Annotated in this window: 23 protein-coding genes; 5 read left to right on the forward strand and 18 right to left on the reverse strand. The window is 62.8% G+C overall.

The features are described from left to right. The first annotated feature begins 120 nt into the window (after positions 1-120). Positions 121-903, forward strand: coding sequence for a prepilin peptidase (locus OO730_RS13350; protein WP_264981969.1), 783 nt, complete (start codon positions 121-123; stop codon positions 901-903). Here OO730_RS13350 and OO730_RS13355 read toward each other — a convergent pair. The 5 genes from OO730_RS13355 to OO730_RS13375 all read right to left on the reverse strand — a co-directional run bounded on the left by OO730_RS13355 (position 881) and on the right by OO730_RS13375 (position 6,063). Beyond that, positions 881-1,840 (reverse strand): serine/threonine protein kinase, encoded by a 960-nt coding sequence (locus tag OO730_RS13355; RefSeq protein WP_264981970.1) that lies wholly within the window; start codon positions 1,838-1,840, stop codon positions 881-883. The genes OO730_RS13350 and OO730_RS13355 overlap by 23 nt on opposite strands. A gap of 15 nt (positions 1,841-1,855) precedes the next feature. Beyond that, the gene (locus OO730_RS13360) at positions 1,856-2,347 is read right to left on the reverse strand and encodes a universal stress protein (RefSeq protein ID WP_264981971.1); all 492 of its coding nucleotides are present in this window, start codon (positions 2,345-2,347) and stop codon (positions 1,856-1,858) included. Next, positions 2,344-3,309, reverse strand: a complete 966-nt coding sequence (locus OO730_RS13365) for a protein kinase family protein (protein WP_264981972.1) — start codon at positions 3,307-3,309, stop codon at positions 2,344-2,346. Before OO730_RS13365 ends, OO730_RS13360 begins: the two co-directional genes overlap by 4 nt. 142 nt (positions 3,310-3,451) lie before the next feature. Beyond that, positions 3,452-4,243 (reverse strand): BON domain-containing protein, encoded by a 792-nt coding sequence (locus OO730_RS13370; RefSeq protein WP_264981973.1) that lies wholly within the window; start codon positions 4,241-4,243, stop codon positions 3,452-3,454. A gap of 236 nt (positions 4,244-4,479) precedes the next feature. Next, positions 4,480-6,063, reverse strand: a complete 1,584-nt coding sequence (locus OO730_RS13375) for an ArnT family glycosyltransferase (protein WP_264981974.1) — start codon at positions 6,061-6,063, stop codon at positions 4,480-4,482. Between the two features lie 125 nt (positions 6,064-6,188). Between OO730_RS13375 and OO730_RS13380 the strand changes: the two genes are divergently transcribed. After that, positions 6,189-6,479, forward strand: coding sequence for a hypothetical protein (locus OO730_RS13380; protein WP_264981975.1), 291 nt, complete (start codon positions 6,189-6,191; stop codon positions 6,477-6,479). Between the two features lie 255 nt (positions 6,480-6,734). On the opposite strand, the gene trpA is transcribed toward OO730_RS13380, so the two are convergent. The 12 genes from trpA to OO730_RS13440 form a co-directional block, all read right to left on the reverse strand. Next, on the reverse strand, positions 6,735-7,496 hold the full coding sequence (trpA, locus tag OO730_RS13385) for a tryptophan synthase subunit alpha (RefSeq protein WP_264981976.1): 762 nt from the start codon (positions 7,494-7,496) through the stop codon (positions 6,735-6,737). A gap of 150 nt (positions 7,497-7,646) precedes the next feature. Continuing rightward, positions 7,647-8,810, reverse strand: coding sequence for a tryptophan synthase subunit beta (trpB, locus tag OO730_RS13390; protein ID WP_264981977.1), 1,164 nt, complete (start codon positions 8,808-8,810; stop codon positions 7,647-7,649). Positions 8,811-8,819: 9 nt separating this feature from the next. Next, positions 8,820-9,443, reverse strand: coding sequence for a phosphoribosylanthranilate isomerase (locus OO730_RS13395; RefSeq protein WP_264981978.1), 624 nt, complete (start codon positions 9,441-9,443; stop codon positions 8,820-8,822). A gap of 1 nt (position 9,444) precedes the next feature. After that, on the reverse strand, positions 9,445-10,212 hold the full coding sequence (locus OO730_RS13400; RefSeq protein ID WP_264981979.1) for an indole-3-glycerol phosphate synthase TrpC: 768 nt from the start codon (positions 10,210-10,212) through the stop codon (positions 9,445-9,447). Continuing rightward, complete coding sequence (gene trpD / locus OO730_RS13405; RefSeq protein ID WP_264981980.1) at positions 10,202-11,209, reverse strand: anthranilate phosphoribosyltransferase; 1,008 nt, start codon at positions 11,207-11,209, stop codon at positions 10,202-10,204. The genes OO730_RS13400 and trpD overlap by 11 nt, the downstream gene beginning before the upstream one ends. A 4-nt stretch (positions 11,210-11,213) precedes the next feature. Beyond that, a complete protein-coding gene (locus OO730_RS13410; RefSeq protein ID WP_264981981.1) occupies positions 11,214-11,786 on the reverse strand; it encodes an anthranilate synthase component II in 573 nt (190 codons plus the stop codon). After that, a complete protein-coding gene (locus tag OO730_RS13415; protein WP_264981982.1) occupies positions 11,767-13,236 on the reverse strand; it encodes an anthranilate synthase component I family protein in 1,470 nt (489 codons plus the stop codon). Before OO730_RS13415 ends, OO730_RS13410 begins: the two co-directional genes overlap by 20 nt. 202 nt (positions 13,237-13,438) lie before the next feature. Continuing rightward, positions 13,439-14,209, reverse strand: a complete 771-nt coding sequence (locus OO730_RS13420) for a prephenate dehydrogenase/arogenate dehydrogenase family protein (RefSeq protein WP_264981983.1) — start codon at positions 14,207-14,209, stop codon at positions 13,439-13,441. 16 nt (positions 14,210-14,225) lie between these two features. Further along, positions 14,226-15,569, reverse strand: a complete 1,344-nt coding sequence (gene aroA / locus OO730_RS13425) for a 3-phosphoshikimate 1-carboxyvinyltransferase (protein ID WP_264981984.1) — start codon at positions 15,567-15,569, stop codon at positions 14,226-14,228. Further along, positions 15,569-16,669: a prephenate dehydratase gene (gene pheA, locus OO730_RS13430; protein ID WP_264981985.1), complete on the reverse strand. Its 1,101-nt coding sequence runs from the start codon at positions 16,667-16,669 to the stop codon at positions 15,569-15,571. The genes aroA and pheA overlap by 1 nt, the downstream gene beginning before the upstream one ends. Before the next feature lie 231 nt (positions 16,670-16,900). Continuing rightward, on the reverse strand, positions 16,901-17,884 hold the full coding sequence (locus tag OO730_RS13435) for a 3-dehydroquinate synthase II family protein (RefSeq protein WP_264981986.1): 984 nt from the start codon (positions 17,882-17,884) through the stop codon (positions 16,901-16,903). Between the two features lie 10 nt (positions 17,885-17,894). Continuing rightward, positions 17,895-18,692: a 2-amino-3,7-dideoxy-D-threo-hept-6-ulosonate synthase gene (locus tag OO730_RS13440; RefSeq protein ID WP_264981987.1), complete on the reverse strand. Its 798-nt coding sequence runs from the start codon at positions 18,690-18,692 to the stop codon at positions 17,895-17,897. 547 nt (positions 18,693-19,239) lie between these two features. On the opposite strand from OO730_RS13440, the gene OO730_RS13445 reads away from it, so the two are divergent. From OO730_RS13445 to OO730_RS13455, 3 genes are all read left to right on the forward strand, one after another. Further along, the gene (locus OO730_RS13445) at positions 19,240-20,598 is read left to right on the forward strand and encodes an ammonium transporter (RefSeq protein ID WP_264981988.1); all 1,359 of its coding nucleotides are present in this window, start codon (positions 19,240-19,242) and stop codon (positions 20,596-20,598) included. 42 nt (positions 20,599-20,640) lie between these two features. Then, positions 20,641-20,973 carry a P-II family nitrogen regulator gene (locus OO730_RS13450; RefSeq protein WP_264981989.1) on the forward strand — a complete coding sequence of 111 codons (333 nt, stop codon included), beginning with the start codon at positions 20,641-20,643 and terminating at the stop codon, positions 20,971-20,973. 126 nt (positions 20,974-21,099) lie between these two features. Beyond that, positions 21,100-22,347, forward strand: coding sequence for an EAL domain-containing protein (locus OO730_RS13455; RefSeq protein WP_264981990.1), 1,248 nt, complete (start codon positions 21,100-21,102; stop codon positions 22,345-22,347). Positions 22,348-22,420: 73 nt separating this feature from the next. Here OO730_RS13455 and OO730_RS13460 read toward each other — a convergent pair whose 3' ends face one another. Next, positions 22,421-23,284 carry a VPLPA-CTERM sorting domain-containing protein gene (locus OO730_RS13460; RefSeq protein ID WP_264981991.1) on the reverse strand — a complete coding sequence of 288 codons (864 nt, stop codon included), beginning with the start codon at positions 23,282-23,284 and terminating at the stop codon, positions 22,421-22,423. Positions 23,285-23,341 lie beyond the last annotated feature (57 nt).

Genomic DNA, 23,341 nt, shown 5'->3' on the forward strand with positions numbered 1-23,341 from the left:
GAATGATGGCAAGGCGGCTCCCTTGTGCGGCCCGGTGAAATCCGGTAGCGTCACGGGTGCCGCGCTCAAGCGGTATTCATGCAGGAAAAACGTCGATTCTTCAAGTAGCAAGGACGGAACATGGACGCCATCCCCCTGTGGGCATTCTACTTCGCCGCCGGTGTCATCGGCCTGGAACTGGGCGGCCTGTCCACCATCTTCATCCAGCGGTGGATCGACGAGCAGCCCATTCTCAGGCCCGGTCGTTCCCGCTGTCCCTCATGCGAGAAAAAGCTCGGCTGGCTCGACACCATCCCCGTGCTCGGCTTCATCCTGCTCAAGGGGCGGTGCCGCCATTGCGGCGCATCCATCGGCCCGCAATACCTGCTGGTGGAACTCTCCTGCCTGGCCTGGGCCCTGGCAACGGCCCACAAGTTCGGCATGTCCCCGGAGTGGGCGGTGTACCTGGTGCTCGGCACCATGCTCATTGCCGGCAGTTTCATCGACTTCGAGACCTTCCTGCTCCCGGACCGCATCACCCTCGGGGGCACGGGGCTGGCCCTGGCCGCCGGTTTCGTGCTCGACAAGGGGCCGACCTGGCAGGACGCCTGCCTCGGGGCCGTGCTGGGCGCGGGACTGTTCTGGTTGCTGCAGCAGCTGTACCGGCTGTGGCGCAAGGAGGAGGGGCTGGGCACCGGCGACGTCAAGCTCATGGCCATGATCGGGGCCATGGTCGGCCTTCATGGGCTGCCCCTGACCATCCTCGTCAGCGCCGTGACCGGGGCCGGGGGAGCCGTCTACTACATGATCCGCCCCGGCGAGGGCGGCATCCGGGGCCGCGTGCCCTACGGTCCGTTCCTCAGCCTGGGCTGTATGCTCTACCTGCTCTACGGCCGCGAGATCATGCGCTGGTGGATGGGCTGACCGCGTCCCGCATGTCCCCGACGAATTCGGCCACCGAGTCGTAGCCGATCTCCGCGCTTTCCGCGAAGTGGAGCAGCACCCTGTTGAGGCTTTCGGGCACGTAGGGGAAGAGCTTCCGCAGATTCATGATTTCGTTTTTGTGGACGCAGGAAAAGTCGCCCGCTTCAAGGCGTGCCGTTGCCGGGTCCAGGCCGAAGTCGCCGAGGGTGTGGAGCGTGTGCACCCATTTGCCGGTGATGCAGGCCAGCATGCGGCCCAGGCCGAACAGGTCCAGGGCGAACGGGTTGGCCCGGGTCTCATAGGCGTAGTCGAAGTCGATCCAGCGCAACGCCCCGGTCCCGTGTTCCCGCATGAGGTGGTCGAGGCTGATGTCGCCGTGCTGTTCCCCCTGGTCGTGGAGGTGGCCGATGGCCTCGCATGCCTTGATGAATCCGTGCAGGATGCCGGGGAAGTGTTCGCGGAAGTATGTCTCGTGGTCCGCCTTGATGGCGGCGGTAACGAGGTCGATGCGCTTGCCGGAGATGATGTCGATGATCCGCACCGGGTTGCCCGCCGCGTCGGGCGCGGTCCTGCCCTGCATGAACCGGGTGTCCCCGCGCACCAGGTCGAGCATGCGCGCCTCCTTCTGCGGGCTGCGGTAGCACCGGATCTTCACGCACCCGTATGAGAGGTGGAAGCTCTCGAGGAAGACGAGCTTGAGCAGCTTGGCCTCGCCGGTCTCCAGTTCCATGCACTTTTTGACCCAGAACTTGTTGTCCTTGTAGGCATAGCCGCGCTCCACCGCGTCCCGGTGCACCAGGAAGTGGCGGCCGCCGACCCTGATGACGTCGCCGGGGCCGATGGACATGAATTCCGTGGTGTCCGTGACCACCCGGCCGCAGGCCCGGACATGCAGGCCGGGCCGTAACCGATTTATCAGCCCGCGAACCGTCTCCATTGCGGCCTCCGCGCGTCAGGCGACCACCCAGACAGTGCTGTTCTTGACCGAGTGGATGATCTTGTTGGACACCGACCCGAACAGGAACTCCTCGGCCTTGGACACGCCCCGGCGGCCCACCACCACGGTGCCGAACCCGCCCGCATCCAGCGCGTTGAGGATTTCCTGGGCCGTGCCCGTTCCCTGGCTGCAGGCCGGGCCCGGTTCGTCAAAGGGGGAGGCGCAACTGGTCACGTATTGCTCGGTCAGCCTGTCCAGGGAAACGCCCATGCCCACCAGATGGTCCCTTGCCCTGTTGAGGAATTTCCGCAATTCGGTGCGCGTGGCTTCGCAGGCCTTTTTCCAGGCCTCCTCGTCCGGGTAGAGGTCGCGGTGGGGCAGCCGCTCGATGCACAAAAGCTCCACGGAGAACCCGGCGCAGTCGCCGGCGATGTCCCCGACGTATTCCACGGCGCGCATGGCGTTGTCGCTCGCGTCGACGGCCAGCAGGATTTTCTTGAAGTTCATGCTTCCTCCTTTGGTTGGGGCACGAGATCGAGACAGGGGCGCAGGTCCGTCAGGAATTCGTCCACGGTTTCGTAGAAGACTTCGCTTCCGGCGGCGAAGTGCATGAGCACCCGGTTCAGTTCCTCCGGGATATACGGGAACAGCCGCCGCAGGTTCACCAGGCGGTTCCGGAAGATGAGGGAGTGGTCGTCCTCGACGATCCTGTCCGCCCCGTCCATGTGCGCAAATTCCCTGGGCGTGAATATCTGCTTGCCCGTGATGAAGAGCAGGACGTTGCCCAGGCCGAACAGGTCCAGGGCGTAGGGGTTGGCGTGCGCCTCGTAGGCGTAGTCGAAGTCGATCCAGCGGGCCGTGCCCGTGCCCGACTCCAGCCAGAGATGGTCGCGTCGGACATCGCCGTGGCGTTCGCCGTTGTCATGGAGGAACTTGATGGCCTCGCAGGCGGAGATGAAACGCACGAGCATGGCGTACAGGTCGGTGTCGAAGTATTCGCGGTGCGTTCCGGGCAGGTTGTAGATGGCCATGTCCAGCCGCTTGCCCCGGATGATGTCCAGGACCCTGACCAGGTTCCCTGCCTCGTCCCTGAGGGAGAATCCCTGCATGAACCGGGGATCGTCCCTGACCAGGTCGAGGATGCGGGCCTCCTTGGTCTCGCTCCGGAAGCTGCGGATGGACAGGGGGCCGATGCGCTGGGTGAACTCCTCGTGAAAGACGAGCTTGAGGATGGCGGGCTGTCGGGTCTCAAGGGTCGTGCACCGCTTGACCCAGAACTTGAAGTCCTCGATGCTGAACCTCCGCTCGGCCTCGTCCCTGAGCACCAGGTAGTGGACGTCGCCGAGGCGGATGACATCGCCGTACCCGATGGACGTGAAGTCGGTGGTATCCGTGACCAGCCGCCCGATTCGGCGGATCGGGAAGTTGGGCTGGTGGCGGTGGACGAATTCCCGCAGATCGAAATCCATGGGTCCTCCTCTGGTTGGTCTCAGGATATCACAATATTGTCATGAGAACATCCTTTTCCACAGGACAAGTGAAGGCCGCCCGCACGCTGCGGACGGCCTTCACTTGGAGGGTGGCCAAGGTCGGGTGCGGGGGGAGAGCGGGCTACCGCCCCCTGTCGGGGTTGGTGACCACGAGCACCGGACCGCGCGGTTGCGGCATGACAGTGACCTTGGGCCTGGATTGGCGTTTGTTTTTTCTGATCGGGGGTTCGGGAACATCGGGCATCGACCGGGGGGGCAGCTGGGCCGTCATGATGTGCGGCTCGGGGCCGCCGTTTTCCTGGTGGTAGAGGTAGGATATGACCCGGTTGACGTTGTCCATGGACAGGGCGTGGGCCATGATGCGGTCGCGCTCCTCCTTGTCGGCGATGACGCCGAGCAGGATGATGTCGTTCTGGACGATCTCCACCTCGATGGGTGAGCTGGTGACCTCGAAGTCGGCCATCAGCTGGGCGCGCAGCTCCGCGTATTGGGCCTGTTCGGTGAGAAAGTCGTGTTCCTCCCCCTCATCCTTGAGATAGAGGCGGCTGACCACGCCGCGCTTGTTTTCCACCTTGTCTACGCATTCGTAGATGGTCCTGAGCTGCTCCTGGGAGTCGTATTCGCCCACCAGGTAGAGCCTGCCGAAATAGCAATGGGTGGTGATCTGGCTGGCCCGGATTTCCTTGTTCTTGTACAGCTCGGCCTGGGCGTGCCCCGCGATGATGGCGTCCAGCATCTGCTGTTCCGTGCTTCGCTCGTCCATGGCGGTTTCGTACATGGTCTGTCCGCCGCCGATGAGGGACGAGACATAGGATGGCGCACCGGGAATGAGCCCGAGGCCGAAGGGCACCATGGCGCATCCCGGCAGCAGGAAGATGATGCAACAGATGATTGCCAGTTTCAGTTTGAACATACGCCCTTGTCCCGTGCTTTGAGGTTCCGGTTCCACCCTGTCGGTCCCGGTTGGAATTGAGCAAGAATCCTGCCAGAAATCCGGGCATGGTGAAAAAAGCGCCACAGCCCTTGGGGGGCAAAGATCGCGCAATCACAGGTTGTTATGAAATGCGCGGGTGAAATCTACTAAAAATAGATTCCGCCCATCGAGGTCGACAATGATGGTCCACGGAAAGTGGATTCATGCGGAGGGATCTAATATTTGCCGAGTCCGAGTCGGGGCCAGGCGCCGGTGAAGCCCTTGCACAGGATGACGGTGAACCGGCGGCCCGGTCCGCCCTTGAACGTGGTCTGGTAGTCCATGGGCTCGGACACCGATTCGAACATGCTGGCCAGCGCGGTGGGAGTGCCTTCCTCGTCGCGGGCCCGGATCATGACCGCGTCCCAGCCGACCCGCTCCTGTCCCGGATCGGGCCAAAGGTCGTACTGGTTCATGCGCCGCATTTCCGTCCACGAGCAATAGGTGATGGGCTGGCCGGGCACGTAGAAGGCGAGTTCCGAGGTGATGCCGTAGTTGTCCGAGAAGACGAAGACCTTGTCCGGGTCGAGGAATTCGGTCTGTTTGAGCCGGTCAACCTGTCGGCCCAGGTCTGTCCACCCCTTGAGCCGGTGGGTCGGGTTCAGGTTGTCAGGGACCGGGGCCAGGGGGGAGAGGAAGGTCATTGCCATGAGCAGCATGGCCAGACCGGCAAGGATGGCCCGGCCGCGAAACTTTCGCTGCGGGGATTCCCACCATCCCTTGAGGGCCATGCCGCCCAGGAGCGCCCCGGCCATGAATGCGGCGGCGGTCCAGTTGGCCTCGACCTTGGAGAAGATGGCCTTGAAGGTGATGATGCCCCACAGGGGCCAGAAATAGAGGAGCGCCTGGAGGCCGTGGCGATAGGCCGCGTCGAATCTTCCCACCGGGCCGATCCAGGATTTCCTGAAGGCGGCCCACGATCCGGTCATGGCGAACAGGAACCACCATGGGGCGAACAGGCCGATCTGCGCGCCGAGCATTTCCAGGAACGGCAGGAAGCGGATGCCCGAATGCTTGCCCGGACCGCTGCTTGAAAGCTTTGCCACGTGCTTGTAGGCCACCCAGTCGTTGTCCATGTTCCAGAGCACGATGGGGGCCAGGCCGACGGCCGTGCCGACGAGCGAGGCCAGGAGGAACCGGGCCCAGAACCGGCGGGGCATCTGCCCGCGCAGGTGCAGGATCAGGCAATGGATCACGGCCAGGCCGATAAAGGCGAGCATCATGTATTTGGCCAGGGTGCCGACGGCGATGCACACGGCCAGGATCACGAACGGTCGGTTGGAAGGCGTTGTGTCGGGGTCGTTGCGGGTGGCGGCGGACAGGGCGAAGAAGGCCACGGTCCAGCACAGGATGAGCGGGTTGTCGGTGGTGGCCAGCACGCCCAGCCCGTTCAGCAGCGGCATGGTGGCGGCCACGAAGAGCACGTACACGGCCAGGGAATGCCGTTTCCACACCCGGGACACGCCCACGTAGAGGGCGGCCTGGATTCCGGTCATGCCGATGACCGACCCGAAGCGCACGCCCAGCTCGGTGTTGCCGAAGACCTGCGTCCAGGCGGCGATCACCCAGGCGATGAGCGGCCCTTTGGAGTAGTAGGAAAGCTGCGGGCGGCGAATCCAATCCCAGTACTGGGCCTCGTCCTGCACCAGGTTCAGCTGCCCGGAGGCGACGAACCAGTAGCGGACGGCAAAGGAGGCCAGGATGATCGCAAGGGCGATCAGATCGTATTGTGGCGTGTAGCTGTCTTTCGGGGAAGTCATGTGCTGCTGAGGTATAATAACAAGGGGCGCTTGGCAAGCGTGGGGGTTGCTGAAGCTTGTGAACCACGCTTAGTTGTTATACCTTATATTTTATCAAATCCATTATTTTATAGTTTGGGGGTGTTATGGATACTTCTGAGTTTGGGTTAGAAGATTTTCTCAAAGACCTTTTAGCCTTTGGTTATTTAGATGGAGAAGATGTCGCGCAAGGAATAACACGACAGGTAATTGACCGGGGAGTTGAGTCATTGAGTGAAAAACAAAAGTGGGTATTCAACAATCGAGTGATAGAGGAATATGTAATTGAGGATTGCAAACTATGTTCGGCTGAGATCCCCTGGGAAGAGAAAATTGGAGCCTTAGACAATGGGGGATATTGTAGTTGGTGCCAACATAAATTAGAAAAAGATGATTAATTGTTCCTAATCGCGTCATCGGGGGAGGAGAGCCGCTGTCGGATGCCGCCGGCATCCGAATCGCTCCATAAGATTGAATAATTGGGGATGGATTAGTGAGGCGATCGCGTTCCCTGAATGGAGATGACGTCATCCCCGCCGAAGGCGGCGATAAAAAGTTTGGGAAAAGAGGGGGATGGGGGTCCGGGGGAAGGGGGAGAAACAACCCTTTTCAAAGGGTTTTTCTCCCCCTTCCCCCGGCCGCCGGAGGCATTCCTACTTCCACGGCTCCATGAAGGAGTCGCTGGTGTTGCCGTTTTCGATGTGGGTGATGAGGGCGGAGCCGAACACGGCGGCGTCCATGAGGCCCTCGAACTGTTTGAGCTGGTCCGGGTGCTTGATGCCGAAGCCCAGCGCGATGGGGATGTCGAAGACTTCCTTGGCCTCGGCCAGTTTTTCCTTGATCTTGGCGGGCAGGGACTCGCGCTGGCCGGTGGTGCCGAGGACCGAGACGAAGTAGCAGAACCCCTGGGCGTTTTCGGCATACAGGGCCATGCGTTCCCTGGTGGTGTTCAGGCCGACCAGGGGGACCAGGGACACGCCGTGCGGCTCGATGGCGTCCTTGACGAAGCCGGACTCCTCGAACGGCATGTCCGCGATGATCAGTCCGGACACGCCTGCGGCCTCGCAGTCCGCGCCGAACTTGTCGAGCCCGTACTGGTAGACCGGGTTGAGGTAGCCCATGAGCAGCAGGGCCGCGTTGAACCGGCCCTTGCGCTCCTTGAGGCCGTCGAATATCCACGCCAGGTTGATGCCGTCGGCCAGGCATTTGAGCGACGCCTTTTCCACCACCGGGCCGTCGGCCACGGGGTCGGAGAACGGCATGCCGATCTCGATGACGCCGGCACCCGCCGCGTCCAGTTCTTCCAATTCCTTCCAGAATTGTTCGCGAGAGGGAAATCCTGCGGGCAGAAAGGGGATGAGTCCCACTTTGCCTTGTTTCCTCGCCTCTTCTATCTTGATTTGCATCGGATTCATCGTATTCACCTCACCTGTGCGCCCCTTGCGCGAAGCGCACACAAAAAGTTTAGGAAGGGAGAGGGGATGGGGGTCCGGGGGAAGGGGAGAGGGACAACCCTTTTCAAAGGGTTTCCCTCTCCCCTTCCCCCGGCCGCCGGAGGCTCCCCCTTACAGAATTTGGTCCAGTATCCCGAGGTCCTTGTCTCCCCGTCCGGACAGGCAGACGAGCACGGACCTGCCTTGCAGTTCGGCCTTGTTCTCGATGGCGTAGGCCACGGCGTGGGAGGATTCGAGCGCCGGGATGATGCCCTCGCGCCGGGACAGGGCCTTGAAGGCGTTGAGCGCCTGGCCGTCGTTGATGGTGGTGTATTTCACCCGCCCGGTGGCCTGGAGATGGGCGTGCTCGGGGCCGACGCCGGGGTAGTCCAGGCCGGGGGCCACGGAATGGGACGGCAGGATCTGGCCTTCGTCGGTCTGCAGCAGCTTGGTGACCATGCCGTGCAGCACGCCGTTGGTGCCGTGGTCGAGCGGAGCGGAGTCGCAGCAGCCCGGCTCGCCGGTGCCCGCCGCTTCAACGCCCACGATCCTGACGGACTCGTCCGGGATGAAGTGGTGGAACATGCCGATGGCGTTGGAGCCGCCGCCCACGCAGGCCACGACCACGTCCGGCAGGCTGCCGTCGTTGCGGTCCATGAACTGCCGCCGCGCCTCCTTGGAGATGACCTGCTGGAATCCGCGCACCAGGGTGGGGAACGGGTGCGGCCCGGCAGCCGTGCCGAAGCAGTAGTGGGTGTTCTCCTGGTCCGCGATCCAGCGCCTGAGGGCTTCGTTGATGGCGTCCTTGAGGGTCTTGGTGCCGGACTCGACGGACACGATTTCCGCGCCCATGAGCCGCATGCGGTTGACGTTGGGGGCCTGGCGCACGATGTCCGTGGCGCCCATGTAGATGACCGCCTTCATGTCGAGCATGGCCGCGGCCACGGTGGTGGCCACCCCGTGCATGCCCGCGCCGGTCTCGGCCAGGAGCACTTCCTTGCCCATCATCTTGGCCAGCAGTCCCTGGCCCAGGCAGTTGTTGATCTTGTGCGCGCCCGAGTGGTTCAGGTCCTCGCGCTTGAGCCACAGGTCCAGGCCCAGGTCCTTGGACAGGTTGGGGCAGTGCGTGATGGTCGAGGGTCGGCCCACGTTTTCCTCGAGCATGTGGGCAAACCGCGTCTGGAACTCCTCGGACGGGAGGATGGTCTCCATGGCCTGCTCGAGCTCGATGAGCGGCGGCATGAGCAGCTCGGGGATGAACTGCCCGCCGAAGTCGCCGAAATAACCTTTCTTCATGGTAAATCCTTATTCGTATTCCGCGAGAATATCGAAGACTTCCCGCAGCTTTGCTTCGTCCTTGATGCCCGGAGCCTTTTCCACGCCTGAATTGATGTCCAGGCCGGAAGGGTTCAGGGCCATGGCCTCGCGTATGTTGTGCGGCCCTAAGCCGCCTGCAAGGAACCAAGGTGTTTGTATTTCAATATCTTGCAGGATGCCAAAATCAATGGTCCTGCCGGTTCCGCCCTGGCCGATCCTGCCCGCGTCGAGCAGGAAATGGCCGCACGCTTCCTCAAATCCCTCCAGATCGCGCAACAGCGCCGCAGCCGATGCATATGTTTCCGGCCAGAACACGCGGATGGACCGGTCCGGGCCGATGCGCCAGCAGAAGTGCATGTCCTGGTTGCCGTGGAGCTGTGCGGCGTGCAGGCCGCAATGCTCCATGATCTCAAGAACCTCTTCGTGGGGCTGGTCCACAAAGACGCCGACCTTGGTGATCCCGGTCTTGACCGAGGCCACGAAGTCCGGGTCCACGTTGCGCGGGGATTTGGGGTGGAAGATGAAGCCGAGCAGGTCCGCGCCGAGCGCGGCGCACAGCTCCACATCCTGCATGCGGGTCATGCCGCAGATCTTGACCAGGGGGCGAGACATTTTAGGCTCCCGTGAGTTCGGCCAGCTTGGCTCCGGGGTCTTCGGCGGTCATCAGGCATGTGCCGATGAGCACGGCGTCGAAGCCGAGCGAGGCCATTTCCTCGACCTGGCTGCGCTCGGACACGCCGGATGCGCAAATCCACAGCTCGCCTTCCTGCTTCTGCTTGATGAAGCGGCGGGCCTGGTCGAGGGTGATTTCCAGAGTGTCCAGGTCGCGGTTGTTGACCTGGATGATGTCGGCTCCGGCTGCGCGGGCCATGTCCAGGTCCGCCTGGTCGAATATCTCGACCACCGGGGCCAGGCCGGGCATGCGGGCGATCTCGATGAGCTGCGCAAGGTGGTTGACGTCTTCGCACATGCGGGCGATGAGCAGCACGGCCGAGGCCGGGCTTGAGGCGGTCATGGCCACCTGGAGCGGGTCGAAGATGAAGTCCTTGCGCAACAGCGGCACGCCGGGCCGGCTCATCATGAACAGGAAGTCCGGGGTGCCCTTGAAGTACTTGTGCTCGGTGAGCACGGAGATGGCCGCCGCCCCGTTGTTCGCGTACATGTCGGCGAAATCCATGGGGTTCAGGCTGTCCCGCAGGATGCCTGCCGACGGGCTGGCGGGCTTGAACTCGGCGATGACCGCGCCCGGCCCCTTGGCCCTGACGGCTTCGACGAACGAGGGGCGTTCCCCCTGGTACACGGCGGGCAACCGGCCCTCCACGAAGTCCTTTTGCAGGGAGTCGATCTCCAGCTGCTTGGCTTCCCTGAATTTATCCAGCATACGGCAATCCTTTTTGCAATCCGTTGTTGACGACGTCGCGGGCGATATCGGCGCATTCGGCCATGGAGCCCCGGTCCAGAAGATGGAGGCACCCTGCCAGATTCAGGGCCACCATGTCCATCATGGCCTTGGCTCCCTTGCCCGCCAGGATATCCCTGAGCACGGCGATGGCCTCGCCCTTGCTGCCGACCACCACGTCCTTGGGGTCGTGCCGTTCGAAGCCCAGGCGGGCCGGGTCGATGGCGGCCTTGTCCATGCGCCCCTCGTCGATGATGTAGCCCCGGTTCACGCCCCATGTGGTCAGCTCGTCGAAGCCGCCCGCGCCCGCGAAGATGAGGGCTTTTTTCACGCCGGTCAGCAGCAGGGTCTCGCCCATGAGGAAGAGCCGTTCCGGGTCGCCCACGCCGAGCAGCTGGTGGGAGGGCCGGGCCGGGTTGGTCAGCGGGCCCATGAAGTTGAACAGGGTGCGGATGCCGAGTTGCTGGCGCACGGGCATGATGTACTTGAAGGCCGGGTGGTAGGCCGGGGCGAACAGGAAGGCGAAACGGTGTTTCTCCAGCCCTGCCGCAGCCTCTTCCGGGGTCTGCTCCAGCGGGATGCCGAGTGCTTCCAGGGCGTCGGCGGACCCGCAGGAGGAGGACAGGGCGCGGTTGCCGTGCTTGGCGATGGTGTAGCCCATGTCAGCCAGGAACAGGGACACGGCCGTGGAGTTGTTGAAGGAGCACTGGCCGTCGCCGCCGGTGCCGCAGGTGTCGACCACCGGTTCGGGACGGTTGCCGTCGAAGCCGGGAATCTTGCGGGCATGGGCGACCACGGCACGGACGCCCGCGGCCAGGTCGGTGGAGTCCTCTCCCTTGGCCCGCAGGCCCATGAGAAAGGCTCCGGCCTGGGCTTCGGACATGCGTCCTTCCATCAGCTCGGCGAACATGAAGTCCGCCTGGTCGTCGTTCAGGGCTTTTCCCTGGGCCAGTATGTCGAGTATTTCGGAGATGGTCATGGTTCTATCCTTTCATGTTCAGGAAGTTTGCAAGCAGCTTGGGGCCGTCCGGAGTGAGGATTGATTCCGGGTGGAACTGGACTCCGAACCAGGGGCGGTCCTTGTATTGCAGCCCCATGACCTCGCCCTGCCGGGTGCGGGCCGTGACCTCGATCATGTCGGCGGCCTTTTCCGCCGGGACGATGAGCGAGTGGTAGCGGCAGACTTCGAACGGGGAGTCGAGCCCGGCGAAAACGCCCCGGCCCTCGTGGACCACCATGGAGGTCTTGCCGTGCATGATGCGCCCTGCGCGCTCGACCGGAGCCCCGGCGAAGTGCCCCAGGGTCTGGTGGCCCAGGCATACGCCGAGCACCGGGATCTCCTTGGGCAGCCGGGCCAGGAACTCCAGGCAATAGCCAGCGTTCTCCGGGTTGGAGGGGCCGGGCGAGAGGCAGACGCGGGTGAGCTTGCCGCTCTCGGCCAGTTCCAGGACCTCCTCCCGGTCGTTGCGGATGACCACCGGGTCGGCCCCCAGCTGCTGGAAGGCCTGCACCAGGTTGAAGGTGAAGGAGTCGAAATTATCGATCAGCAAAAACATCGGTGCCTCCCTTGCCGGTGATGACTTCGAGCAGCACCCGGGCCTTGTTGTTGCATTCAACCCATTCGGCTTCGGCGTTGGAATCGTAGACGATGCCCGCGCCCGCCTGCCAGTGGCACTTGCCGTCGCGGACCCACATGGACCGGATGGTGATGCCGGTGTCGAGGGAGACCTCGCCGTCGTCCAGTCCCATCCAGCCGATGCAGCCGCCGTAGGGGCCGCGATCCTGGGGCTCCAGGTCGGCGATGATCTCCATGGCCCTGATCTTGGGCGCGCCGGACAGGGTGCCCGCCGGGAAGGTGGCCTGGAGCACGTCCACGCCGTCCAACCCGTCCTTGAGCTCGCCCTCGACGTAGGAGGTGAGGTGCATGACGTGGGAGAACCGCTCGACGTTCATGAATTTTTCCACGGTCACGGTGCCGGGCTTGGAGATGCGGCCCAGGTCGTTTCGGCCCAGGTCCACGAGCATGACGTGCTCGGCCCGTTCCTTGGGATCGGCCAGCAGCTCCTCTTCCAGCCTGATGTCTTCCTTCACGGTATCGCCTCTCCAGCGGGTGCCCGCGATGGGCCGGACCTCGAGCTGCCCGGCAGCGGACCGGACCATCATCTCCGGCGAGGAGCCGAGCAGGGTGGTGCCGCACGATTTGCCCATTGACGGGCAATCCGGGAATTTCATGTAGAACATGAACGGGGAGGGGTTGGCCTGCCTGAGCCGCCGGTAGATTTTGAACGGCTCGTCGGGCACGGGTACGGTGAACCGGGTGGAGAGCACCACCTGGATGCACTCGCCCTCGGCGATGAGTTCCTTGCACCGCTCCACACCGGCCATGTATTCTTCCTTGCCGGGGTGGACCGTGGGCGTCCCGGCCTCGGGGGCGGTCAGGTCCGCGCCCCACTGTATGGGAGCGGGCATGGGTGCCGCGCCTTCGTCCAGGGAGAGGTAGCAGCAGGAGTGGCGCAGGTGGTCGAAGAGGACCATCTGGCCCGGCAGGACCAGGCACGCCTCGGCGTCGGCGGGTTTGCACACCTCCGCCAGCTTGCGCTCGAACATCCCGGCCACGCCGTAGCCGAAGTATCCGTATAGGCCGCGCGTCAGGCCCGGCAGTCCGTCGCGCCCGATGGTCGCGGAGGATCCGCCGGTGGTCTTCTGCTCGATGGACAGCATCTGAACGGCCTGTTTCACGCCGCTGAGATAGTCCAGTCCTTCCAGTTTCTTGAGGGGGGCGAGCCGGTCGTCGGCCACCTCCACCACCAGCTTACCGTCCACGGGGTGCAGGGTCAGGCGGTAGTCGAAGGCGATGAGGGAATAGCGGCCCAGCCGTCCGTCCACCTCGGCCGATTCCAGGAGAATTCCCGGCTGGTCGCCCACCAGCCCCATGTACAGGCTGATGGTGGTCTGCACGTCGGCAGGCAACCATTTGCCATGCTGCGTGAGGGTAATCGTATCCATTGTCAGTATCCTTTGGTTACCGATTATGTTTAATGATATGGCCTGGGAATGACTTCCCATCCTTTGATCTTCTTCCGGTTTTCATGTCTCTTTCACGTGAATCCCATGACATTCTCCTTGAAAAAAATGAGGCCGCACCCTTTGCGTCGGGTGCGGCCTCGGTTACTGACGTATCCTTGGCAACGGCAGGAGCCGCACCCGTTTAATATGTTTCGTTACGCCACCACCACTGGGCCCGCTCGGCGAGCAGGTCGAGATCGCCGCCCGCAGCCAGGGCGAGGTAGGACATGAACTTGCGCGAGACCTCCTGCAAAAACGGGTTGGCCTCGGAGATGATTTCGAACAGCTCGGTGTCCTGGGTGAACATCTTCGCTCCGGCGTCCAGCCTGCGCTGGAAGGACGGGGTGACGAAGTTCTCGATGCCGTCCATGTCCCTGGCGGCGGCCAGGTAGGCGGCGGTGGTGGTGTAGTTCAGCCCCTGGATCAGGGCCATGGCCCGGTCGTGTTCTTCGGGCGTGGAGTCAAAGCAGGTGTACCCGCAGCGGGTGAACAGGTCGGTGACCGCTTCTGCGGCTTTTGCATCACTGTCGCGGCCGGGCATGATCGCGATCCTGGGCTCGAACCCTTCCGGGATCACCGGCCCGAAGAGCGGGTGGGTGCCCACCACCGGGCCGGAGTATTTGTCGAGCATGGTCCGGATCGGGTGGACCTTCACGCTGCCCACGTCGCAAAGGATCGTGGTCGTGTCCATGAACGGCAGCAGGGTGTTCAGGACGTCGTCCATGGCCGTTACCGGGACGCTGAGCAGGAGCAGATCGCAGCCGTCGAGGGCGGCGCGCACGGCGTCGTCCCCGTAGGGCCGGTTCAGGGGCGCGACCGTGCAGCCGAGTGCGGCGAAGTCCCTGCTGAAGAGACCGCCCATCTGCCCGTTCGCGCCCACGATGGCGATTTTTTCGATTCCTGCTGTTGCCATGATTCAAGCCGCCAAGTTAATCGGTGACCTTCTTCCATTCGTCGAAGAAGCCCGGGAATGATTTGTTGACGCAGGCCGGATTGTCAAGCGTTACGTCCATGTCCGCCAGTTTGAACAGGGACATGGACATGGCCATGCGGTGGTCGTTGTGGGTGGTGAAGTCCACCGCGTGGCCCTTGGGCAGCCGTCCGGGCCGGATGATCAGGGAGTCGCCCGCGATCTCGGTCTCGGCCTGGGTCCGGGCCACTTCGGTGGCGCAGGCCGCCAGCCGGTCGGTTTCCTTGATGCGCAGGTGGGCCACGTTCTCGATGGTCGTCGGGGTGGAGGCGAAGGCGGCCACGGCGGAAACCGTGGGCACCAGGTCCGGGCAGCGGCCCATGTCCACGCTGATGCCCCTCAGGCGGGACGGGGTGACCAGGATGCCGTCGAAGGTGACCTTGATGTCCGCGCCCATCTGGCTGAGGATGTCCATGATCGCCCGGTCGCCCTGGAGCGAATCGGCGGCCAGCCCCTTGATCAGCACCGGGCGTTGGCCCACGGCGCCGGCGGCCAGGAAGTAGCTGGCGTTGGACCAGTCGCCTTCCACGATGTAGTCGGTGGGCTGGTAGCCGGTGGGCTGGACGGTGAACCGGACCTTGCCGGGGGTCACGCCCTTGACCGAGCGCCAGGGGACCTCCTTCCAGGTGGAGCGGCCTTCGCGGACTTCCACGGTGAAGCCCGCCTTGAAGTCCTCCATGATGCGCAGGGTCAGGGCCACGTAGGGCCAGGACACGGCCTTCTTGCCGGTCACGGAGATGGTTATGGCATGATCAGCCAAGGGCGCACCCAGGAGCAGGCCGGAGAGGTATTGGCTGCTTTCTTCCAGGGTGATTTCCACGCTTTTCTTCGTGTAGCCCTTGCTGGTCATAACAAAGGGGAGGAACCCCTCTTTGCCGTCGTACTTGAATTTTGTTCCCAGCCCGGACAGGGCCGTGGTCAGTTCGGCCATGGGCCGCTCGTGCATGCGCTTGGCGCCGTGCACCCGGAAGGTGCCGCGCCCGGCGGCGGCCACGCCGGTCATCAACCGGCAGGTGGTCCCGGATTCGTGCATGTACAGTTCATGCGGCTCCTCGTCCTTGTGCTTGCCGTCGGCGTTGCCCCCCTTGGGGCCGTCCTCCATGCCGGTGACGACGAGCAGGCCGTCCCTGTCCTCGATCCGCGCGCCGCAGGCCGCCAGGCAGCCCCGGGTGCGGGTGATGTCATCGGATTCGAGGATGCCGGATATCTCGGATTCGCCGTTGGCCAAGGCTGCGGCGATGAGCGTGCGGTGGGACAGCGACTTGCTGGCCGGGGCGTTGATGGTGATCGGTCCCTTGGTCATTATCGTTCCTCCTGGGTGGGGTAGGTGCCGAGCACGCGAAGCGTGTGGCACTGCTCCCTGATGTCCTGAAGCACGTCCTCGTACCGGCCGCCCGACATGTCGCAGGCCAGGTCGGCGAAGAAGACGTACTTCCATTTTTCGCCCTTGAACGGGCGGGATTCGAGCTTGGACAGGTTGATGGATTGATGGGCCATGGTCGTCAGCACCCGGGCCAGCGCACCGGGCCGGTCGGGCAGGGTGAACAGGATGGTGGTCTTGTCCCGCTTGTCCTCCTGGGAGGGCGACGGGCCGATGATGAAAAAGCGCGTCCAGTTGTCGGGCTGGTCCTCGATGTTCTGGGCCAGCACATTCAGGCCGTGCATGTCGGCCAGCTTGATGTGGCCGATCACGGCGGCGGCCTTTTTCCCGGCCACGACCTCGGCGGCCTCCGCAGTGGATTCCAGGGGGATGGTCGGCACGTCGCGCATGTTGGCGCGCAGCCATTCCCGGCATTGCCCCAACGGCTGCGGGTGGGAGTAGATGACCTCCACGTCCTCCAGCCTCTCGGCGTTGGACATGAGGCTGTGGCTGATCTTGCTGAAGACCTCGGCCTGGATGTAGACCGTGTATTTCATGAACAGGTCCACCACCTGGCCCACGGTGCCCTCTATGGAATTTTCCAGCGGGATGACGCCCAGCTCCGCACCTTCCTCGGCCACGGCCCGGAAGATCTCCTCGAAGTTGTTCTTGGGCGTGAGCGAGGCCGAGGTGCCCATGTGCTCGATGGCCGCGAAGTAGGAAAAGGTGCCCTCGGGGCCGAGGTAGACCACCCGCTCGGGCCGCTGCAGATGGCGGGAGGAGGACATGATCTCCCGGTAGATGGTGCGCAGGTGCTTGTCCGGCAGCGGGCCGGGGCTGGAATCCGCGATCTTGTTCAGCACTTCCTGCTCGCGAAACGGCTTGTAGATGGTCTCGCCCGTGGCCGCCTTGTACCGGCCCACGCCGAGGCTCACCTCGGCGCGCTTGTTGAGCAGGTCCACGATTTCGCGGTCGATGGCGTCGATGTTCTCGCGCAGTTCGCCGAGATCGGGAATGTCGTTCTGTTCAGTCTTGTCAGCCATGATTGCTCCGATTTGCCTCCGGCGGCCAAGGGGGAAACCCTTTGAGAAGGGTTTCCCCCTTGGATCCCCCTTCCTAAACTTTTTGTCGCGCCTTCGGCGGGGTTGTGCCGATGCGGGTGATTCTCTCTCTTCTCACAGGCCCTTGCAACATCGTATTTCTCATCTCCCCCCTCTCCCCCCGCGAAGCGGCCATAAAAAGTTTGGGAAAAGGAGGGGATGGGGGGGCGGGGGCTACCCTTCCTTGATCTCTTCCTTGATGCGCATGCCGAAGTGGCGTCCGGCCTCGTCGGTCCTGACCATGATTTTGTCGCCCTTCTTCAGGGTGACCACGGACACGGGTTCGCCCTTGTCCGAGACCACGCGGATGGTTTCCGCGTTCTGCAGGAACACCTGGCCGGACTTGACGCCGTCATCGGTCTTCACCTCCGCCTTGATGAGCAGCATGGGCCGGACCTCCACCTTGACGCGGCCCACGGTGGCCAGGGAGGTGGCCCCGCCCGCGCCCACGATGAGCACGTCGTCGCCCGCGCCCAGTTCTTCGAGATAGGTGGTCTTGTCGCCGGGCATCTGGGCGTAGGCGTGGACCGCGCCCGCATTGATGCGGAAGGGGCGTGCGGCCACATAGGGGTTGGACTCGGTCTCGGCGTGGACCAGGAAGGAGAAGGCCGAGGAATTGCCGATGAGCATGCCCTGGCCCCTCTTGAGCACGGAGATGGTGTCCACGCAGACGCGGTGACCCAGGCCGGTGGATTCTATTTCGGTGACGGTGGCGGCTTGAAGATCCATGGTTCCCTGCGAGAGTTTGAGTTCGGCGACGATCTGCTTGAGGTCGGCGGCGCCCTCGGGCAGGACCACGATGGTGTCGCAGCCGCGCTCCAGGATGCCCGCCGCCAGCACGGCCCGGTCCAGGGATTCGCATTCCAGGGCCAGGGAGTCCACCTGGGCCAGGATGTTCTCCACCGGGATGATCTCCCATCCCTTCTTGAGGACCACGTCCTTGCCTGCCTTGGCGGCTTTGACGGCCACGTCCTCGTCCGCCTTCTTGGTCAGTTCCACCGTGACCATGTCTTCCGGGGTGAGGGTGGTGATCTTGCTCAGGGCTTCGACGGCGGCCACGTGGTTCTTGTCGACCATGACGGCGTCCACGCCGGATTCCAGGGCCAGGGTGACCAGTTTCTTGTCGAAGGGGACGGACTTGAAGATGACTTTTTTCATGGTGCTACCGTTATGCGTTGAGATGGTTGAGGGCGGCTTCCACGGTCTCGTCGCCGTGCACGATCATGTTCAGCGATTCCACCAGGCGGGTGGGATTCTTGTGCTGGAACACGTTGCGGCCCACGGACAGCCCTGCGCCGCCTGCTTCAAGGGAATCATGCACCATCTGAAGGAAAGCCCTGGTGCTGTCAAGTTTCGGCCCGCCCGCGATGACCACCGGGACACAGCAGGAGTCGCAGACCTTGGCAAAGGTGTCGATGTCGCCGGTGTAGGGGACCTTGACCACGTCTGCGCCCAACTCGGTGCCCACGCGGGCGCAGTGGGCGACCACTTCGGGATCGTACTCGTCCTTCACCTTGGGACCGCGCGCGTAGACCATGGCCAGCAGCGGGATGCCCCAGTTGGCGGCGTCCGAGGCCATTCTGCCGAAATCGTTCAGCATGGCGGATTCGGTCTCGTCGCCCAGGTTGCAGTGGATGGACACGGCGTCCGCGCCCAGCCGGATGGCGTCCTCCACCGAGGCTACCAGGGACTTGGCGTTGGGGAAGGGCGACAGGGACGTGGAGGCGGACAGGTGGACGATGAGCCCGATGTCCTTGCCCTCGGCGCGGTGGCCGCAGCGGACCAGCCCCTTGTGCTCGATGACGGCGTTGGCCCCGCCGTCCACGACCTTGCCCACGGCTTCGCGCATGTCCACCAGCCCGTCGATGGGGCCGACTGTCACGCCGTGGTCCATGGGGACCACGATGGTGCGGCCCGTGTTGCGGTTGAAGATGCGCTCCAGTCTGATTGCTTTGCCGATGTGCATGTTCTCTCTCCTTGATTGTTCGCTCAAGGGGGCGGGGTGTCCGGCGGTTATAAAAAAACAAGGGCCGCCGGCTTTCGCCCGCGGCCCTTGAAGAGGATTCCTGTTTTGCTTCTGTAGTCCACCAACTGGTTACACAGCACCTCTTCCAAGCCCGCGAGCGTGGCTGTACCAATACCAAAAATAAAAGTTGGAAAAGTATGCGTTGGAAACAGTGGTGGTCTTCATGGCCACTAGAGCTACACCGCGAGGGTTGTTCTGTCAACTAAAATATTTGTTACGATTTCAGTGAGATATCATATATTACCATATTTTCTTGCGACCGGCGGTCATTTTTATGGTGTTTAACATTTTTCGAAAGTTTGACAATTTTGACCTAAAAAAATGACTTCAAAATTGTAATAAATTACATAAATGTTAAATCAGAATACACAAAAAGCGGGACAAATGGCGACTTTTACATGAATAGCAACAAAAAACGACTTTGGCACGGCTTTTGATAGAGGGGTGTCAGGTTTGAAACGCATTCCATTCAAAGAGGAGTATTGCAATGTTTTCGAGAAAGTCCCCGACCCATGTTTCCAAGAGGCTCGCCATAGGCGTGGCCGCTTTGGTTGCAGCCCTGGCTCCCACCCTCGCCTATGCAGAAGAGGTGGAGTATCTCACCCAGTCCAACGGCAACATCCTTTGGACCCTGATCGCCGCCTGTCTGGTCATGCTCATGCAGGCGGGCTTCGCGTGCGTTGAGGCCGGTTTCACCCGCGCCAAATCCGCCGGCAACATCATGATGAAGAACTTCCTGGATTTCTCCGCCGGTTCCCTCGTCTTCTTCCTGTTCGGTTTTGCCGTCATGTTCGGCCTGGATGCGGGCGGTTTCATCGGCACCTCCGGCTACATGCTGGGCGGCGTCGCCGAATCCGACATCATGTGGACCTACACCTTCTGGTTCTTCCAGTCCGTGTTCGCAGCCACCGCCGCCACCATCGTTTCCGGCGGCATGGCCGAGCGCACCAAGTTCGGCAGCTACATTATCGTATCCATCGTGATCACCGGCCTCATCTACCCCATCTCCGGCCACTGGGCCTGGGGTTCCCTGTGGCTGGGCGATGACGGCGCGGGTTGGCTGGAAGGCCTCGGCTTCTGCGACTTCGCCGGTTCCTCCGTGGTCCACTCCGTGGGTGGCTGGGTCGCCCTGGCTGGTGCCCTGGTTCTCGGTCCCCGTGTCGGCAAGTACTCCGAAGACGGAAAGGCCAAGGCCATTCCCGGTCACAACATCCCCCTGGCCGGTCTGGGCGTGTTCCTGCTCTGGTTCGGTTGGTTCGGCTTCAACCCCGGTTCCACCACCACCGCCGACAACACCATCGGCCTGATCGCCATGAACACCTCCCTGGCCGCTGCCGGCGGCGTGCTCGGCGCCATGTTCATCTCCTGGTTCCGTTACGGCAAGCCCGACATCTCCATGACCATGAACGGCGCCCTGGCCGGCCTGGTCGGCATCACCGCCCCCTGTGCCACCGTCACTCCCGGCGCTTCCATCCTCATCGGCCTCATCGCCGGTCTCCTGGTCGTCCTGTCCATCGAATTCATCGACAAGGTGCTCAAGATCGACGATCCGGTCGGCGCATCCTCGGTCCACGGCGTCTGCGGCGCCTGGGGCACCATTGCGGCGGGCCTGTTCAACGTCGACGGCGGATTGTTCTACGGCGGCGGCATGGCCCAGCTCGGCGTGCAGCTGATCGGCGTGGGCGTGTTCTTCATCTGGGCTTTCGGTGCCGGTTACATCCTGATGTCCGCCGTCAAGGCCATCTTCGGCATCCGCGTCAAGAAGGAAGAAGAGCTCAAGGGCCTGGACATCGCCGAACACGGCTCCGAGTCCTACAACGGTTTCCAGCTCTTCAGCAACGAATAGGGCCAGTTGACGCTTAACCAGAGATCATAAGGAGATATAGAAATGAAGCTCATCATAGCATACATCAGGCCTGAGATGCTGAACGCAGTGAAGCAGGCCCTTTACGCCAAGGAGATCTACTCCCTGTCCGTGACCAACGTCCTCGGTTCGGGCCGCCAGAAAGGCTTTACCGAAACCTACCGCGGCGTGCAGATGGAAGTGAACCTGCTCAAGAAGGTCCGTCTCGAGATCGCTGTCAACGACAGCTTCGAGCCCCTGGCCATCGAGGCCATCAAGACCGCCGGACAGACCGGCAACGAAGGCGACGGCGTGATCTTCGTCGTCGAGTTGGCCAAGGCCATGCGCATCAGGACCGGCGAGGACGGTATCCTCTAGGACGGATTGCGACACGTATACAAGCGCCGGGGCGGCGTCCACACACCGCCGCCCCGGCCTTATGCCGGATTTCCCCGGCACGGTTTGAGAGCAAAGAGCCGGCGAGCAAAAATAACGAGAATTTCAGTGTTGAAGACAGTGCCGGACCTTGGCGAGATCATTGAAAACAGGTCCATCATCATCCACTTCCAGCCCCAGGTTTCCCTCAAGCGGAAGGCCGTTGTCGGGCTGGAGGCCCTGAGCAGAGGATTCGACCCCCAAAGCGGAGAAATCATACCTCCAACCCTGCTGTTCGCGCAGGCCCGGGACAAGGCATCCCGGCTCGCCCTGGACCGGGCCTGCCGAACCAACGCGGTCGAAGCTTTCGCCTCCCTCCATCGAAGGGAAAAAAGCCTGATGCTCTCCATGAACGTCGATGCCTCCTGCATCAACGAGGAGACGCGCGGCTCCAACCACATCCTGAATCTGGCAAAGCGGTGCGGGGTCAGCCCCGGCAACGTGATCATCGAGATCATCGAATCCCGATGCGACGACACCGAGGCCCTGATGGAGTTCGTGCGCTTCTATCGCAAGCACGGCTTTCTTATCGCCCTGGACGACGTGGGCGTGGGCTTTTCCAACCTGGATCGCATTCCCATGCTCAAGCCGGACGTCATCAAGCTCGACCGCTGCCTGATCAACGGGGTCAACAAGCATTTCCACAAGCTGGAAGTGGTCCGCAGCTTCGTGCAGATGGCCAACCGGCTCGGCTGCCTTGTCCTGGCCGAGGGAGTGGAGACCGCCGAGGAGGCCATGTGCCTGCTCTCCAACGGGGTGGACGTGTTCCAGGGATTCTATTTCGCCCGGCCCGCTCCGGGGCTGGACGCGGTGCCCGGCATGGAGAGCAAGGTCAACGCCCTGGCCGAAAGGCACCGTGAGAACCGGACGCAGCAGATCGCCGAGGACAAGCGGCGCTATTCCAGCTACGACCTGACCGTGCTGACCATGTGCCAGGCCCTGGCCGAGAGCCCGGCCAGGGACACCTGCAAGGACCTGGCCCGGTTCATCGACACCTACCCGAGCGTGGAGTGTCTCTACGTGCTGGACATGAAGGGGAACCAGATTTCCGAAACCCTGTGCAACCCCGCCCGGCTCAACAGCAGCAAGCGGTTCTTGTATGAACCCGCCAGCGAGGGAGCCGACCATTCGCTCAAGGAATACTTCCTGCCGATCCAGGCCGGGCTGGAGAAGTTCACCACCCGTCCCTACATATCACTGGCTTCGGGCAACCTCTGCACAACCATCTCCCACGTCTTCTACCACAAGGGCACCGGCCGCCACCGCATCCTGTGCGTGGACATGAAGCGCGAGGAGGAATCGTCCTGCAACTGGTAGCCTCCGGGCGCAAGAAAAGGGCGGAAACGTGAGTCTCCGCCCTTTATGCAGTTTTACGTTCCGGTCCCGGGTCTTATGCCGTGGTGAACCTGCGCCGGACTACCGTCAGGCCTGCGATGCCGAAACCGAGCAGCAGGGCCGTGCCCGGGATGGGGGTTGCCTGAGAAGCGGCCACTGCGTACCACGCCTCCGCAATCATTATCCTGCCGTCACCGTTCAGGTGGCCGCCGTCGTCGGTCCAGCCGGACCACAGGGTTTGGTATACCGAGCCGTCGCCGGCCACGTATGTCTGTTCATTGCCGAACTCGTCGTGCGCCTCCAGGTCGGCGATGTCGAAGAGCAGCTTGTCGTTGGTCTCGGCATAGGCGCGAACCGCTTCGTTGTATCGGTTGCGCAGGTCGTTGCTGCTGCCTGAGCCGGTGGTCAGGGGCATGGTGGTGTAGACGAAGGTGGCCGAGTATTGGCCTTCCAGCTCGTTCATCATTGCCAGGTACACGCTGACATCGGCTGCCTGGTCAATGTAGCAGAGCTTGTCCATGACGAAGTCCGCCGAGTTGCCCCAGCCTGCCTTTACCATGGTCTCGAAGATCGTGTACTTGCTGGCCCAGCCCGGATTGCCGCGGTTCACGTCGTAGACCGAGCCGGGGGTCAGGCCGCCCGCGGGCGGAGCGGACCCCGAGGACGCGGTGGGCGTGGTCAGCTGGTATTTGTTGGAATCGCCGGAGTGCAGGGTGTCCATGCCGCCGAGCATGTTGCCGCCCACCGAGGCGTGGGTGAACATCCAGGTCTGTTGGCCTATGGCGTCATAGGCGGCCTGGTTCAAAGAGTTGAAGTCATGTGTGCCGACGTACGAGTAGTCGATGGTCAGCGCCCATGCCGTTGACGATGCCAGGATCGTCAGCAGCAAAGCCAGAGCAAGCCTTTTGAAATAATCCATGCCGGAAATCTCCTTTTCGATACCCGCTGGTTGCAGTGATCGATCCACCCCGGAGAA

Source organism: Pseudodesulfovibrio portus (genome assembly GCF_026000375.1).
In the GTDB taxonomy this organism is placed as follows: domain Bacteria; phylum Desulfobacterota; class Desulfovibrionia; order Desulfovibrionales; family Desulfovibrionaceae; genus Pseudodesulfovibrio; species Pseudodesulfovibrio portus.